Source organism: Nitrosomonas sp. Is35, assembly GCF_033063295.1.
GTDB lineage: Bacteria > Pseudomonadota > Gammaproteobacteria > Burkholderiales > Nitrosomonadaceae > Nitrosomonas.
In genome coordinates, this window is record NZ_JAWJZH010000002.1 from 13,110 (window position 1) to 27,878 (window position 14,769).

16 protein-coding genes are annotated in these 14,769 nt (G+C 41.8%); 4 read left to right on the forward strand and 12 right to left on the reverse strand.

All coding sequences use genetic code 11. The annotated features are described in order from the left end of the window. Positions 1-171: 171 nt before the first annotated feature. Genes R2083_RS15150 through R2083_RS15175 form a run of 6 tightly spaced genes read right to left on the reverse strand, consistent with a single transcriptional unit; the run spans position 172 to position 6,768 of the window. Positions 172-2,493 carry a zincin-like metallopeptidase domain-containing protein gene (locus R2083_RS15150; RefSeq protein WP_317539024.1) on the reverse strand — a complete coding sequence of 774 codons (2,322 nt, stop codon included), beginning with the start codon at positions 2,491-2,493 and terminating at the stop codon, positions 172-174. Next, complete coding sequence (locus tag R2083_RS15155) at positions 2,480-2,683, reverse strand: conjugal transfer protein TraD (RefSeq protein ID WP_317539025.1); 204 nt, start codon at positions 2,681-2,683, stop codon at positions 2,480-2,482. The genes R2083_RS15150 and R2083_RS15155 overlap by 14 nt, the downstream gene beginning before the upstream one ends. 13 nt (positions 2,684-2,696) lie before the next feature. Next, entirely contained in the window at positions 2,697-3,269 is a 573-nt protein-coding gene (gene traF / locus R2083_RS15160) for a conjugative transfer signal peptidase TraF (RefSeq protein WP_317539026.1), read from the reverse strand. Further along, a complete protein-coding gene (locus tag R2083_RS15165) occupies positions 3,266-5,128 on the reverse strand; it encodes a type IV secretory system conjugative DNA transfer family protein (RefSeq protein ID WP_317539027.1) in 1,863 nt (620 codons plus the stop codon). Before R2083_RS15165 ends, traF begins: the two co-directional genes overlap by 4 nt. Then, positions 5,128-6,381, reverse strand: a complete 1,254-nt coding sequence (traI, locus tag R2083_RS15170; protein ID WP_317539028.1) for a TraI/MobA(P) family conjugative relaxase — start codon at positions 6,379-6,381, stop codon at positions 5,128-5,130. The genes R2083_RS15165 and traI overlap by 1 nt, the downstream gene beginning before the upstream one ends. A 3-nt stretch (positions 6,382-6,384) precedes the next feature. Further along, positions 6,385-6,768 (reverse strand): plasmid mobilization protein, encoded by a 384-nt coding sequence (locus R2083_RS15175; RefSeq protein WP_317539029.1) that lies wholly within the window; start codon positions 6,766-6,768, stop codon positions 6,385-6,387. 325 nt (positions 6,769-7,093) lie between these two features. On the opposite strand from R2083_RS15175, the gene R2083_RS15180 reads away from it, so the two are divergent. The 4 genes from R2083_RS15180 (at position 7,094) to R2083_RS15195 (ending at position 10,594) form a co-directional block, all read left to right on the forward strand. Continuing rightward, on the forward strand, positions 7,094-7,465 hold the full coding sequence (locus R2083_RS15180) for a TraK family protein (protein ID WP_317539030.1): 372 nt from the start codon (positions 7,094-7,096) through the stop codon (positions 7,463-7,465). Beyond that, on the forward strand, positions 7,465-8,196 hold the full coding sequence (locus tag R2083_RS15185; protein WP_317539031.1) for a conjugal transfer protein TraL: 732 nt from the start codon (positions 7,465-7,467) through the stop codon (positions 8,194-8,196). The genes R2083_RS15180 and R2083_RS15185 overlap by 1 nt, the downstream gene beginning before the upstream one ends. Beyond that, positions 8,193-8,654: a hypothetical protein gene (locus R2083_RS15190; RefSeq protein ID WP_317539032.1), complete on the forward strand. Its 462-nt coding sequence runs from the start codon at positions 8,193-8,195 to the stop codon at positions 8,652-8,654. Before R2083_RS15185 ends, R2083_RS15190 begins: the two co-directional genes overlap by 4 nt. A gap of 614 nt (positions 8,655-9,268) precedes the next feature. Next, entirely contained in the window at positions 9,269-10,594 is a 1,326-nt protein-coding gene (locus R2083_RS15195) for a replication initiation protein (RefSeq protein ID WP_317539033.1), read from the forward strand. Between the two features lie 158 nt (positions 10,595-10,752). On the opposite strand, the gene R2083_RS15440 is transcribed toward R2083_RS15195, so the two are convergent. The 6 genes from R2083_RS15440 to R2083_RS15220 form a co-directional block, all read right to left on the reverse strand. Next, positions 10,753-11,046, reverse strand: a complete 294-nt coding sequence (locus tag R2083_RS15440; protein ID WP_411172552.1) for a DNA polymerase beta superfamily protein — start codon at positions 11,044-11,046, stop codon at positions 10,753-10,755. A 79-nt stretch (positions 11,047-11,125) separates the two neighbouring features. Then, positions 11,126-12,243, reverse strand: a protein-coding gene (locus tag R2083_RS15200; protein WP_411172554.1) for an IS3 family transposase whose coding sequence is annotated in 2 segments (ribosomal slippage) — positions 11,126-11,982 and positions 11,982-12,243 — 1,119 coding nt in all. Because the reading frame shifts where the segments join, the coding sequence is not laid out codon by codon here. A 72-nt stretch (positions 12,244-12,315) separates the two neighbouring features. Then, positions 12,316-13,365 carry a YhcG family protein gene (locus R2083_RS15205; protein WP_317539035.1) on the reverse strand — a complete coding sequence of 350 codons (1,050 nt, stop codon included), beginning with the start codon at positions 13,363-13,365 and terminating at the stop codon, positions 12,316-12,318. After that, entirely contained in the window at positions 13,362-13,598 is a 237-nt protein-coding gene (locus R2083_RS15210) for a hypothetical protein (protein WP_317539036.1), read from the reverse strand. Before R2083_RS15210 ends, R2083_RS15205 begins: the two co-directional genes overlap by 4 nt. A 108-nt stretch (positions 13,599-13,706) precedes the next feature. Further along, positions 13,707-14,027 (reverse strand): hypothetical protein, encoded by a 321-nt coding sequence (locus R2083_RS15215; RefSeq protein WP_317539037.1) that lies wholly within the window; start codon positions 14,025-14,027, stop codon positions 13,707-13,709. Positions 14,028-14,045: 18 nt separating this feature from the next. After that, a complete protein-coding gene (locus R2083_RS15220; RefSeq protein WP_317539038.1) occupies positions 14,046-14,678 on the reverse strand; it encodes an AAA family ATPase in 633 nt (210 codons plus the stop codon). Between the last annotated feature and the right edge of the window lie 91 nt (positions 14,679-14,769).

Here is a 14,769-nt window from a genome sequence, read left to right on the forward strand (position 1 = left end):
CATCCACGGGTTTTGTGGATAACTTCTCATCGTCGTTTGCTTCGCTTGTATCCGCCGTGCTTGCTATGCAACCCATACCAGCAACGCACGAGTGTGGTTTTTCGTTGTTCCCAGTTTGATGAATTACCAAAAATATCCGGTTGAGTAGTATTCATCATGATCTCCCTGTAATTATCTGACAAGTGCTCGTTTTCGCGTATTTTCTTCCTGTTTTAACTTAGTCTGAGACGGAAGGTTTTCCGCGCGCGTGTTTCGTAGCACGCGCTCTACAACGGATCCTACCTGTCGCTTAACAGCTTCAAGCCCAAGCACACTTTGATTGGCCAGATCATTGAAATCACTGAGACTAGACTTCATTTGCTCACCTGGTGCAAAAACCGGAAATACCGCTACACCATTGACCAATTGAACTGCTTCCAATGCTTTTTCTTTGCCTGGATTTTTGTTCTGAGTCGACTCCAGATGGCGATCATCGTCACCTGCGATAATGATGGGTTTGGAAGGAAATTTTGCATGCAAATCTTGCGCTACTTTGGGCAGATTACCGGAATCGAAGGCTGCAATAACAGGCATTTCCAGCGCCTGAGACAACGTGTCGGCAGTGGCATAGCCTTCGGCAATGATAATGGCACGGGCTATGTCGATTGCTTTATCCCATGGCATGCCGTTGTTCCCTGAAACATGGAAGGTATGCTCCTTTTTGCTACCGGCTGCAAAAAGCTTAGCGCCATTGGCTTGAATCGTTTGCACGCTCCAGATGCGGCCATCAATATCTCGCGCAGACAGCAATAAATCGCCGTTAGTCAACACTAGGCTGTCTGGATGATCTTCTCGCAATTGTTTGGCTTCCTGCCCATTGCTGGCGATTTTGATGATCGAATCAGGGGGTAATGCATCTCCATTCTGAGGCACTACCTGTAAATCCCCTGCCCTCGCGTTTTTTTTTGCGAGATACGGATGGCTGGCATCAGCATTGGGAGCGATAGCGAGCAGTTCCTGAATGGCTTGCGCAATTTTGATGTGCTGGGCATGATGTTCGGCTTCTCTGATTTGTAATTTGATCGCGGCCTGGGCAAGCAACTCAGCTTTTTGCTCATCCGTTAAAGAATATCCCTTGGCTTTCCAACGTATTTCAATGCCGGTTCGATTGTTCTTGAAATACCCTGCCGGGCGGCCATCCAGGTGCGCAACATAGAATCCGGATTTCTCACTGCGCTTGTCACCGGCAACTCTGATTCTATGGGTCTGCCCATTCATCATCGGTTGATTGGCCTCAACCACACAGCCTTCTGCACGCAATAGCTCAGCAAATTCGTGAATCGGATCCATCGCCGGTTCTGGCCGGTGAACCACGTTCTCGGGCAACCAATGTTGCAGCGCTTGCACGTCGGCATTGGCCCCCATATACCAAGCTTTAGCTTTTCTATCCCAACGTGCCCCAGCGAGTTTGGCTCGTTCTTTATCTTTGTATGGCACAACCAAATATTGACGCATACTCCCCTCCCCTTGTTTGTCGGATGGCTGCAGCATGGGTTTATCAGGATACGGAGCCTGAGTTATGTCGATTGGGTTTATGTTGACGGTTTTTGTTTCATCTATTGCTTGTTGATGTGCTAATGCAAGTACAAATTCCCGGATTCTTTCTGCATCAGCTGCAGCACGAAATATCTCAAGAGGATCATCCTGCAGGGCTTTGATCCATGCGCCTATATAAGCCACATGCTGCCCTGGATCATGACCAATCCCTAATTCTGCGCCCAGTAACATGCTTGCAATCTCGGCGCGCAGTTCTTCACGGCCGTATCCTTCACTGCCGAATGGATGGGAGAGATCACGATTCAAACGTGACTCGTGACCACTCCAGTGGCCTAGCTCATGCAGAGCGGTTGCGTAATAATCATAGGGCGTTGGAAATTGATGCTTGTGCGGCAGATGAATGCTGTCGGTAGACGGTCGGTAAAACGCGCGATCGATCTCGCCGTGATGGATAATGGCTTGAGCGTGCTGCAATACCTCTTCTGCACGAATTAATGGATCCCAGTCAGGCGCTTGAACAAACAACTCAGCCAGATTATCGATTTGCTCTGCGTTAAACACTGCGGCATAAAATACTTTGGGTCGCTCAAGTTGGATGTGCTCCTTGATAAGCTTGGCATCACTGTCTAGCAGCGGCACGCCCTGCTCATCCGTTTTGATCCGTTCATCAGTAAATAACCAATATTGCACGGGTGTACTTTTTTGACCTTTGCGCACCTGTGCCCCGGCTGCTTCTGCCTGTTTATAGGTCAGCCAGCGTGGATCTGTGTATCCCCGGCTGATCAGGTTCAAACTATTAATACCGCGGTAGCGCTTAGCAGTTGTTGGGTTAAAAGGTAATGTGGCCTGCAGATCTCCTGGTTTCCAGGGTTTCTGCCAGGGTGCAACACCTTTTTTGAGTTGATCGATCAGATTCTCGGCGACTTCTTCATGAAAAGATTTCTTAAAGATGCTCATGATCAGCCCCCAGGAGGTCTATAGCGCTATCCAGCGCATCTTTTTCATTTATGGCATCCTCGGTGAAGGCGCCGAGCATTTCTGCCTCCTGTGGCTCAAACTGAGCCTTGAAATCGGGTACCTGGGCATCGAGGAGTTTTTGCTGCAGGATTTCTTTATCAGTTTCAGTATCACTGCGTGGTTTATTCATGAATGGGCTCCTATTAGTGGGTTGCATTCCAAGTCAAGAAGGGCTGGACGACATGTTTGATTTGATTGTGGTTTATTGGGCCGAAATAGCGTGTATCAAACGACTGGGGATGTGCATCGGATAACAACAGATACTCTGCATCATTTAATACACCCTCAAAACGGTATAGCGGCAGTGGCTGATGGTTAGCATCTGCTTTTAACTGAGCGCTATTAGGCAAATGTACACCATTCACAACAATGCCAGCCTGATCGATTGATACCGTGTCTCCTGCCATCGCCAAAACACGCTTGAGCAGCAAGCTATAACCGCCTGGGCAATTACCGCGACCGATATACCCTCTCGCGAGAGCATGATCAAAAGCTTCAGTTTGTGGCGGACAGAAAGCCACATGAGCGCCTTTTTGGATAGACTCATCAATAATTTTGTAAAACCCCAAAGGTAGACTCGGTGTGGTATTGATATAAATATGATTCAAACGCATCCATAGACTTGCGACAAAAATCAACACTGCCAAAACTACGACTAACAAACCCAGGAACCTGATGCTTTGAAAAATGAGGTTAACCCCGAGTACAGTCCTCATGACAATGCTGCTTTCTCAATGGTTCTATCGCTATACCTGGGTGCTGGTAGCGCCGCGCGAGCGGAAAACGCTTCATCCTCAAAATACAAAGGCTGTTTGCCATAAATTGCCGGATATCCCGCCACATAAATAATCATATCCCCTGCTTCCACAATTTCACCGCGTTGATTCTTCTTAGCTCCAGGCATACGCATACATTCATCCGGCGTCATGAGAGGACGTTGTGTTTCCTGAATTGTTCTCGTAACGTTTTTGTGCATCATGCCCGTGCGGCTACCGCTGGTCGAAATTTGCTCTTTGATGACAGTCGTTTGCCCGGTCAGCTTGGATAGATGCTCTGCTGTCTCAATACGATTGGGTGCAAAAGCCACTTGGATATGGCAGTTTGAAGTAACGGCCTCGTCATGCCCGTACCCTATCTCCCGGCTTTTGAGTTGATTCACATCCTGGCAAATCAGATAAGCTTTAATACCGTAACCCGCAAGGAAAGCTAAAGATTCCTGGAAAATTTCAAGTTTGCCGAGACTTGGAAATTCATCCAACATTAATAACAACCGATGCTTAAAGTTTTGGACGGGCCTACCCCCATTGAATTCGACTTTATCAGCGAGTAGGCGCACGATCATATTGAGTAAAATGCGTATTAAGGGACGAAGACGAGTTTTATCGTTAGGGTTGGTAACGATATAAAGACTGACCGGTTTGTCAAAATTCATTAAATCGCGAATTCGGAAATCTGAATGGCCGATATTTTTATTGACTGCAGGGTCCCGATAGAGCGACAAGTAGGATTTAACGCTCGACAATACTGATCCAGCCTCTTCAGGAGGACGATCTGCCATATCCCGAGCGGAAGCTCTTACAACCGGATGGGGTTCTCCATTCTTATGGGGATAGGAAACCATCACTGCCCATACACCACCAATATCGTTATCTGGATCGGTCAATAAATCATCCACGCAAGACAACGTTGCCGTACTAAATTCATTTTTGGCCTTATATAAAACATGTAAAATTAAACCCACGAGCAAGGATTGTGCGGTTTTCTGCCAATGGTCATTCAGACCGCGGCCGTCAGGATCAACAATAAGGGTTGCTAAATTCTGAACATCTCCTACTTCATAACCTGAATCCAGTCGGATTTCATCTAGCGGATTCCAACATGCTGAGCCACTTTGAGCAGCAGGCTCAAATCGAATAACTTTGTTATTAGCGTATTGTTGTCGCCAACCGGCCGTCAACGACCACAATTCTCCTTTAAGATCGGTAATAACAGCACTTTGTCCCCAGGAAAGTAGCGTAGGAACGACCAACCCAACTCCCTTCCCAGAACGGGTAGGTGCATAGCACAACACATGTTCAGCACCATTATGTTTTAAGTAGTAAATGTTGCCTTTTTTATCCTCCCAGGCTCCCACATAAACATAATCATCTTGAGGTACTTGCTTCGTAAACCATGACTTTTTGGAAGGGAGCAAACCCGCTGCTTCGATGTCACTTTTTTCTGCCCAGCGAGCTGAACCGTATAGGGTTGCACTTTGTTTTGAAGAATTGACTCTAACCTGGTTCACAACAACAATAAACAATAACAGCACTGAGGTAACAATCAAGCCGTAACTACCCGATTGAATAAAGTGCGCTTGATACGTTTCTCCCCATTGTCCATACCATGAAAAGATAGCCCATGGGACATACAATCCGTTGACGTTGTGTCCTAATGTTTGGCTGTAATTAAATGCTTTTGCAAACATCTGCGTTGCGATCACTAGACCACAAAACATTGACAATATTGTCCAGGCCGCGTTATTGCTTCGAGTATTATTTAATTCTCGTTTCGTTCCATTTTTTTTATTAATCATCACAACGTCATCCCTTTAGTATTTTTCTTTGGGCGAGAATTCTTGTGATGTAATGGAGCTGACATACCAGATACAACTAACTTCGTTGATTTTGATGTTAGGCCCTTACGTTGTTGCCACTCTTTCCACCCTGTTAGCCTATAAGATAAATTTAATTCATTTTTTTGTCTACTATATTGTTTATTAATTTCATCAATGTCACTTTTATAGTCGCTATACAAGGATGCATACATCAAGCGTTTTGCTAGAGGCTTAAGAAATTTAAAAGACGCTTTCATGAATTTTATTTTTGTATTAAAGTAATTTTTACGGCTACGTAATTGCTCTGTACGCTCTTGCTTTAATTTGTTGAGTCCGTGTGTTCTGGCTTCTACAATCAGACTGCGTTCTTTCTTATATTTTTCATAGAGCGCTGCTTTTGAAACATCGCCTGGCTTTCTTTGATACCTTCTTTTGACCTTCACATTTTCATCTACTGAGATTTCAAATTGACCCAAGCGCTTAGTTAATTTTTGTTTTGAAAGCGATCTATCAACACTGCTGGCTTTGATTACGATGTCCCTACTATCATCAACAATAGTCTTAAAGGCAAAACCATTACCACGCTCAAGTATTTCCAGGCCATAATTCTTCAATACTTGGTGGAATGATTGCCAATCGTCCGCCATCTGCAATGGAACAAGCACATTTGATCTAATGTAAGATTGCAGGCTCTGTAGTTGAGCGTGATGATCAATGTCAGCAGCTTTACTTTGTATGCCCGGATTCTTGGTTTGGTGGTTAGTAACTGCCAAACCGTGGCGGATTTCCAACATCTCGCAAATTCTTCCAAGCTTCCAAAAATCCCGATAAGGTTCATGGATAATCAATTTTTGCGGATGAATTTTATTAATGGCCAGGTGGATATGGAAATGTTCGGTATCAATATGAGATACGCTGATGCGCTGATGCTCTTCAAGCCCCAAGGATTTGCATAGTTCTTGCTCTATATCATCGAGAACATAATCCTCCGGCTTTTGTTCTGATTCGAAACTTATAACGAGATGGTAAGTTTTATCAGCTTGAGCTCGTATGTTTTTACCCTGCGTGTGCTCGATCTCCATAGTGCCCGATATAACTTCATCGGCATAACAATTACTCACCACAATCCTGCCGACTCTCTCCCCCACCCTGCTCTCTTTGACTAGATAATTGATCAAACGGGAGAAATTATTTTTATTGGCTTTCTTAATTGGGATATGTTTGGCTATCAATTTTTATCCGTTAGAATCTAATGAACGCTTAAATTCGATAAGCGCATCAATCAATTCAGATTGAGTAGTCGAAATTTGTCCCAACAAACGATGCAGTTCCTCCTGTCCCACAATCTTGGTTTTTCTATCATTGGTTAACCACAGCTTGATCAGCCCGCCAAGCCTTCCAAGATCAGCATTAATTTTTAATAACTTCTCAACATCTTCATTATGTGATTGAACATTTATACTGCAATTAGTCCCTACACGTTGAAGATAGGTTGACAACGACATACCTACTTTAATGGCATTTTGTTCAATAACTTGTCGTTGCGCGCTAGTGCAGTAAACCTTAATTGGCGATAAATCCCTACGTCTGTCGCTGCGTACTTTCTCTAAAACACTCATTTCTTTCTCCTTAAAACCTCGTAGAGCAAGAGTTTCCATTGAGCATGAAATGCGAATAAGGAAAGTGAAGGGGATTACTTTGAAAAAGTGGGCCTACTTCACCTATCTTGCCCCTACTATTTAGTTTAATAAATGTTATTGGATTCGATCTTAACATAAATTAATCATTTACAAGCAGTAATAAATACTATATTGTGTTTGACAAATTATATTATAAGTACTTTAGAATTTATTAAATCTACTCGGAGGATATTATTAAGATAAAGGTAGATAAAAGCTGGACACTCCAAAATCATTAAATGACATTAATGAACCGAGGAAAAATGTGAAAAGTATTAGTAGCCGACTGGCAGCCCAATCAGAAACTCAACAACATAGAAGAGGTAAAAGGACACTTGCTGTTTTTTTACCTTTAAAGAATGAAATTGCTGAGGCCATCATTGAGGGGTGGTCAGTCAAATCCATTTGGCAATTATTGAATGATGAAAAAAGAATCGAATGCAGCTATGTCCGATTTGTTCGAATCTGCAATAAGCACGGTCTCAACAAGAAGTATTTAACGCCAGAAAAGGAGATTTTTTACAAAACAGAAATTAAGCAAAATAACTCGAGCAAATCAGATCCAAACAGCACTATTGAACCAACAACTGAACGATTCGAATATAACCCGGTAGCAGATATAAAGGAGTTAATTTAATGGCTAATGTACATATGATCCTCCAGGGTAAAGGCGGCGTAGGAAAATCCTTTATTGCCAGCCTCTTAGCACAGCATAAAATAGCTGATCACAAGAGTATATTGTGTATTGATACTGATCCTGTCAACGCAACATTCGCTGGATTTAAAGCATTGAATGTCAAGCGGTTGGAGCTTATGGATGGGGATGTGATAAATGCTAGAAAGTTTGATGATTTGATAGAGTTAATTGCGCTTTCTGAATCGGATATCGTCATCGACAATGGAGCAAGTACCTTTATTGCATTGTCTCACTATCTCATCTCAAACCATATTGCCAGTATGCTCAAAGAGCTCGGGCATACTTTGGTAATTCATACCGTGATCACTGGTGGCCAGGCATTTCAAGATACATTAAATGGTTTCAATCAATTGATAAAGCACTTCTCAGATGAAGTAAAAATCATCGTTTGGCTCAATCCTTACTGGGGAAATATCAACATACAAGGAAAAACATTCGAAGATCTGAGAGTTTATCAAGAAAACAAGAAAAAAATCAGCGCAATCATACATATTCCTAACTTTAAGGAGGAAACTTTCGGTTCTGATCTGAAAGACATGCTTAAAGAACGTTTAACGTTTGTTGAAGCAATCTCAAAGAAAGAACTCACTATTATGATGCGCCAAAGATTGAAAATTATTTCTACTCAGATTTTTAAGCAATTGGATAACTTGGAAGCAGCATTATCATGACTTTTGATTTTGATAATTCATCATTTGAACTGGAAAGCGAAGAGTTAAAAGAAATTGAAAAGCTCATTGCCCAAACGCATGGTTTTTATCTTTCTAGGGATGATCCCATACTCATTTTATACACGCTTAATAAGCTTATTATGAAGGAAAACATCAATTTATTATCGAAAGCGATGAAGACCTTTAAAGAAGAAATGGCACTCGAAGCATTTAAATGGTCAGACTCATCAAATATCGCAGCAGAAAAAGTATTTTCTATGACACTTAATGCGCATGAGATTGCGATGAATAAATTATTTGAAAAAATAGCAGTAAAGATTTCAACTGAAATTGAAGCTCGTTATTCTTCCGTTCAGAAACAGGAAATATTCGGTCGTGATTCTCTAAAACTGGCTGTGATCATGAGTTTCATTGCCTCTTTTATCACCTTAGCATCTACCTTAATCGTAGTAATTTGATTAGATTGCTATGAATTCTTACAAAGGTGACAGTTTAGGCAATATGGATTGTTGTTGTTTTTTAAATAAACAACAACATATTTAAAAACGTTTAGGTGTTTTTTGATATTTATATTCATATTGTTAAATGATGTTGGGTGATTGTTTTAGCAATGAAAAGTGATACTTCCGGCAATCAGGTGATACTTTTGGCAATGCAAGGTGATAGTTTAGGCAATTAAAAGTGACAGTTTAGGCAATTTGATCCTGATATTGTTATGAGAGAAAAAACAGATTATTGAAAGACTATTTCGAATATTAAAAGTCCTATATAACAATAATATATCAAAGTATACGTGAAATGAGATGAGCGAAAAGTGATAGTTTAGGCAATGATATTTTCATTGTGGCCTTAAAAGGTGACAGTTTAGGCAATATGATTGGCATTACGGACTTGAAAAGTGACAGTTTAAGCAATTAAAGATCATTGAATCTATTGTAAAGGTGACAGTTTAGGCAATATTGATTTTGCATGTAAATTGCAAAGGTGACAGTTTAGGCAATTAAAGGTGATAGAGTAAATGATAAAAAAATCACCAGTTGAATAAATAAAGTGATAGTATGCGAAAATTGACATGTCACTTTATGGTTATCATTCTAAGCCTATGGATTTACAAAAGGAAACTATGGGATCCCCTACTGAAATCATAAAAAAGAATGTTGCGGCAATACATACAGAAGGTAAGTTAAGCCTTCTCGAAAGGAAATTAGTTAATGTTTTATTGTTAAATGCGTATGACGATCTATTAACAACAAGAACACATACCATCCCCCTCAAACATTTGTATGCCCTACTTTCGTGGGAATATGCATCAAGTCTTAGCACCTTAAAGAATGCACTTAATCGATTAACGACAACGGCCGTCGAATTTAATTTGATGGAAGATGGCAAGGAAAAATGGGAAGTGATGTCCATGCTCTCCTATGCATCGATTGATAACGGTGTCTGCACCTATCGTTATGACGATTCGTTGGCATCAAGGCTATATGATCCTGAAATTTATGCAAAAATTAATATAGGAATGCAAAGACGTTTTGATGGAGGTTATGCCCTCACCCTTTATGAAAACTGTATAAGATATAAATCAGTTGGATCAACGGGATGGTGGGATATTGAGAAATTCAGAAAAATCATCGGTGCCGAATCTAAGATTTACGATGAATTTAAGTACTTGAAGAGAAATATCATTAATCTATCTATCAATGAGATTAATAATGTTTCAGATATATTGATAAGTGCAGAGTTTAGTCGAACTAAAAGGAAAGTGACGAGCATTAAATTTACCATTGAAGATAATCCGCAGCAGACACTGCTACCTATTAGTCAATTAGATCAATATGCTGAGATTAAAGAAACAGAACTGTTTCGTAGAATGGTAGATCATGGGTTTAATGAAAGATTGATTTTGACCTGGATGGTTCAAGACACACCAAGAGTCAAAGCCGTTTTAGATTACGTAGAAGATAAAGACAGAAATAAAAAATTGCATGGAAAACCGGCTGGATATATAAGAAAGCTGATTGAAGAAGGTGTGGATGTTGAGAAAAAAACAAATTATGAATTGGCCAAAGAAGCTAAAAAGGTAGAAAAAGCCAAACTCTTACAGGATCAAAGAAAAAACGAAGAAAAACAAGATCACGAAGTATTACTTAAGAAACAGCGAGTGGATGAAGTCATTCATTCCCTTTCAAATGAACAAATAAAAGAATATTTAAAATCATATGCTCAAGAATATGGTGAGAAAAAAATTCATTCTTGGGATGAAGATCTGGGACAGTTAACTGATTCTATAGAAAGAGTTAGTTTTAATGCTTGGTTACGTGGGAAGATTTCTACTGGTTTAAAAAGCAAAAATAAGGGAACTAGGCAACGAGTAACCAAAAATGCCGCAATTGTTTAATTAAGTGTTTCTCCCTTAACGATTTTTATTTTATGATCGCGCAATCAAGGATTGATATAGTTTATCTTTCTGTCTTCTTATTACAATAATCTAATACTTAAATATTATACTATTAAGATATTCGACTATTAATAAGAACTATCTTTATTATCAATAATTCAATAGCCTATATCTATCTGAGGCCGAAATCGATAATTTCTCAGTCCCAATCTCATGGCTCGGCAAGCTTTACCAAGGCTGGAATATGGGACCATACTCAACAACTCGATAATGCTCTTGGTTGAAATCAGCTCTTCGATCACGTTCTGCCGTGCGTTGACGCGGTGATACCAGTGCTGTAGATGGACACAAATGAAACGAACGTCAATATCGATATGCTGCGAGGCAAAACTCGAAGTCTCGGCTGCCGGATTAGCAAGCGTAAAGCATAAGAATGTTTTGCTCAGCCTCACTGGGTGACAATCGAGCTTCGATGACGTGAGGGATTAGCGGATTAATTGGATACGCGATACTCAGGTAATCCCCCCATTTTTAACAGGAGTTTGCAGTAGAGGGTTTTAGTTTAAAAGCTTCTGCCAACTTCATTGCTGGCGTTATACCTCCAAGCGCCATACTCGGACGTTCATTATTGTAAATCCATAACCATTGTGTAGCGGTAAGTTGTGCCTCTTCAATGGTTGCAAAGTCATTCATCTCCAGCCATTCATGCCGAACAGTTCTGTTATAGCGTTCCACATAGGCATTTTGCTGTGGCTTTCCTGGTTGAATGTAATCAAGCTGGATACCTCGCTTCTCTGCCCAGCAACAAATCGTGGCACTGATATTTTCCGGCCCGTTATCACAACGAATCTTCCTGGGTTTACCGCGCCATTCGATAATCCGATCCAGAGCGCGCGTAACGCGTTCTGATGGAAGCGATACATCCACTTCGATTCCCAATCCCTCACGGTTGAAGTCATCCAGCACATTAAAAGTTCGAAAAGACCGGCCATTGGTGAGTTGATCAGCCATAAAATCCATCGACCATGTGTCATTAGGCCGTTCTGGCACAGCCAATGGTTCCGGCTTCTCCCGCTTTAACCGCTTGCGCGGCTTAATTCGTAAATTTAATTCCAACTCACGGTAAATACGATACACCCGTTTATGATTCCATCCAAAACCCTTCACATTACGCAAATAAAGAAAGCATAAACCAAAGCCCCAGCGCTTGTGGCAAGCCGTCAAACGGATTAACCAATCGGCAATTTCCTCGTTCTCATCGTTGCGCATTGACCGATAACGATAGCACGTCTCAGAAATGCGAAATGTTGCACACGCCAAAACGATACTAACGGACTTATCCTGTACTGCCCACTGTGCCATCATCTTGCGCTGTGAGGGTTTTACCACTTTTTTCCGAGCGCCTCCTTCAACAGCTCATTCTGCATCTGGCTTTCCGCATACATCCGCTTTAACCGTTTGTTTTCCTCTGCCATTGCTTTCATTTCTGAAAGCATCGCAACGTCCATTCCGCCATACTTGCTGCGCCATTTATAGAAACTTGCGTTACTCATTCCATACTCCCGGCATAAATCAGCCACAGGTATTCCTCCCTCTGCCTGTTTCAATATCTGCATGATCTGGCTTTCCGTAAATCGTTGCTTCTTCATCAGTAAAATTCCTCTTCGTCTACGATAAAAAATTCTACTGCTTTACTCGATTAATTTTTGGGGGGATTACCCTCATGCTCGATCATCATCCGGCGCAGCCAGTGTGGTACGTTCACGTGCATGCTCAATAGCACGGTGCAGACGATCTCTCAGCACCGCAGCCGGTGGCAATTCGACGAGGTATTCTGCTACCCTAATTGATGCTTCATCCAGCTGCAAGAGTTCAATTTGCTCGGCATCGGCGCTTGCGCATAGGATGAGACCGATTGGCGATTCTTCCTCAGAGGTGCGTTCATGCTTGTCCAGCCAGCGTAGGTAAAGTTCCATCTGCCCTTTGTGGCTGGGCTGAAATGATTCCAATTTGAGTTCGATGGCTACCAAGCGGCGCAAATGCCGGTGATAAAACAAGAGGTCGAGGTAAAAATCGTCCTTGCCGACACTCATGCGTTTTTGACGCTCAATGAAACAGAAACCATTGCCCATTTCGAGCAGAAAGGATTCCATTTCGCGAAGTATGGCCGTTTCCAGGTCTTTTTCGCTGTAGGCACTCGACAAGCCAAGGAAGTTGAGCAGGTAAGGGTCACGAAACACCATGTCCGGGGTCATCTTCCCTTCACGTAAGGTGGCAAGTTCCTGACGAACGATTTCTTCACTGTTCTTTGACAAGGCGGTACGCTCAAAGAGCATGCCGTTGATCTTCTGTCGCAGGGTGCGAACGCTCCAGCGTTCCATACGGCACATTTCGGCATAGAATTCACGTGCGAGCGGGTCTTTCAGAGGCAATAGCGCAATGAAATGAGTCCACGTCAATTCTTGTATCAGTGATACAAGTATTTTCTCGTCTGAGAACAGTTCGGCAAATCGGACCATCCGTGTTAGGGCTGAATAACTGAAGCCCTTGCCATATTCTCGCTCCAATTGTTGTGCCAGTGATGCAAGAATCTTCTGGCCGTACTCGCCCCGGCCATCGGTCAAATTTTCTCGCAGAAGACGCTTACCAATACGCCAGTAAGCTATGGTCAGTCCAGCATTCGCGGCATGAGCCACCTGAAGCCGGGCATCCTCGATTAGCGTACGGATTTCTGCCAGCAGCGAATCGGGACGAATGGGGGTATGGGTCATCGGTCAGCTCCCTGCTCCCGAAGCCAATCCATTTTATCATATCGATACTTAGGAAACTTATATTGTAACGTCATATGCTCGAGCGACAGGCGTTTTGCCATGGTGGCAACTTGTCCTAGTCTCGCTTCATTTCTGACTTTCAACGGAACAATCAGGCTAACACTCATTGCCCAATTCAAACGTACCCATTTCCATAAAAGGGAGATCCATAAATCAATCTCTTCGGCTTGCATGTGCTGACGAACAGCACGCAGAATCTGAAGATATCGTTTTAGCCGAATATTTAAGTATTGTACGAGCGTCACAATACTATGACATTATAATATTATAGTATTGTAATACTATAAATTTATAACCTTTTCTCCCCGTGTTATTTCATCAACAGAAGGCAACCCGCGTTGTTTGAAAAGTAGATCTAGTGCTTCAATAAATAAAGACTGAAATGAAGCTTTCTTGTGCCTCTCAGAGAAAACTAGAACATGCAAGGCGTCATGAAGAAGAGGATCAACATAAATCGGGATCGATTGTTTCTTTCTGGCATTAGGCCGGGATTTCACATTTTCATTAATAGTGGTTTCTGTGGCTGGACTGAACTCCTGAGAATGTTCAATATTGTCATCGATGATTGTGGTAAGTCCTAAAGATGCTTTTCTTTTACTCATACATTGCTCCTCGTTCAGTTATATCTGTTTTCCTAGCCGATCTTCCTTGGAAAGGATATATTCAAAAATTGCAGTTATCTCCCCTGCTCCTTTATCGCTTGCATCATATTCTTTTACGCTTAAGTTATCCGCATAGGCACGTTTATAACATTTACGTTCATAAGTTGGCGTGTTACAAACAAGCCCAATTGCTGAAAGGCTGTTTTTAGCTTCCTGCAGATCTTCACCACTAGTTGGGCAACGAGTAATAACAAAGGAAAATGGAATTTTCGAATTCTTTATAATATCGACTGTTGGTAATGCGCTTCGGCAATCATCCAGCGATGGCTGGCAAGGAATAATCGCAAAACTTGCTTTATCGATTGCCTCGGTATGGATAAGCCCTTCCCTACCCGCTGTATCAATAATAACCAATTCAAATCCTTGTTTTTTCGCTGCTTCTAGGTTCTCTATAACTTGATTGTAGAGGCATTTAATTAGAAGAGGCTCTTCAGCTTCTCTAGCTTCCCACCATTTAGTCGCTGACTGTTGTGGATCGAGATCGATTAAAAGGGTTTTAAGTCCCTTTGTGCTCCCCTCAACCGCAAGATTAGTTGCGAGCACGGTTTTGCCGGCCCCGCCCTTCTGATTAGTAATAGTCCAGATTCTCATAGCTATATAAATTGGATATTGTAATATTAAAATATAAATATATCAAAATATCATGCTATATGAATTTCATCATATTATGATAATAAAATAC

Excerpts from the sequence above, each read along its gene's own strand:
- R2083_RS15205 (WP_317539035.1), bottom strand. The coding sequence starts at position 13,365 with ATGACCCATACCCCCATTCGTCCCGATTCGCTGCTGGCAGAAATCCGT.
- traF (WP_317539026.1), bottom strand. The coding sequence starts at position 3,269 with ATGAGGACTGTACTCGGGGTTAACCTCATTTTTCAAAGCATCAGGTTC.
- R2083_RS15215 (WP_317539037.1), bottom strand. The coding sequence starts at position 14,027 with ATGAGTAAAAGAAAAGCATCTTTAGGACTTACCACAATCATCGATGAC.
- R2083_RS15190 (WP_317539032.1), top strand. The coding sequence starts at position 8,193 with ATGACTTTTGATTTTGATAATTCATCATTTGAACTGGAAAGCGAAGAG.
- R2083_RS15175 (WP_317539029.1), bottom strand. The coding sequence starts at position 6,768 with ATGAGTGTTTTAGAGAAAGTACGCAGCGACAGACGTAGGGATTTATCG.
- R2083_RS15150 (WP_317539024.1), bottom strand. The coding sequence starts at position 2,493 with ATGAGCATCTTTAAGAAATCTTTTCATGAAGAAGTCGCCGAGAATCTG.
- R2083_RS15155 (WP_317539025.1), bottom strand. The coding sequence starts at position 2,683 with ATGAATAAACCACGCAGTGATACTGAAACTGATAAAGAAATCCTGCAG.
- R2083_RS15195 (WP_317539033.1), top strand. The coding sequence starts at position 9,269 with ATGTCACTTTATGGTTATCATTCTAAGCCTATGGATTTACAAAAGGAA.
- R2083_RS15185 (WP_317539031.1), top strand. The coding sequence starts at position 7,465 with ATGGCTAATGTACATATGATCCTCCAGGGTAAAGGCGGCGTAGGAAAA.
- R2083_RS15210 (WP_317539036.1), bottom strand. The coding sequence starts at position 13,598 with ATGCAAGCCGAAGAGATTGATTTATGGATCTCCCTTTTATGGAAATGG.
- R2083_RS15220 (WP_317539038.1), bottom strand. The coding sequence starts at position 14,678 with ATGAGAATCTGGACTATTACTAATCAGAAGGGCGGGGCCGGCAAAACC.
- R2083_RS15165 (WP_317539027.1), bottom strand. The coding sequence starts at position 5,128 with ATGATTAATAAAAAAAATGGAACGAAACGAGAATTAAATAATACTCGA.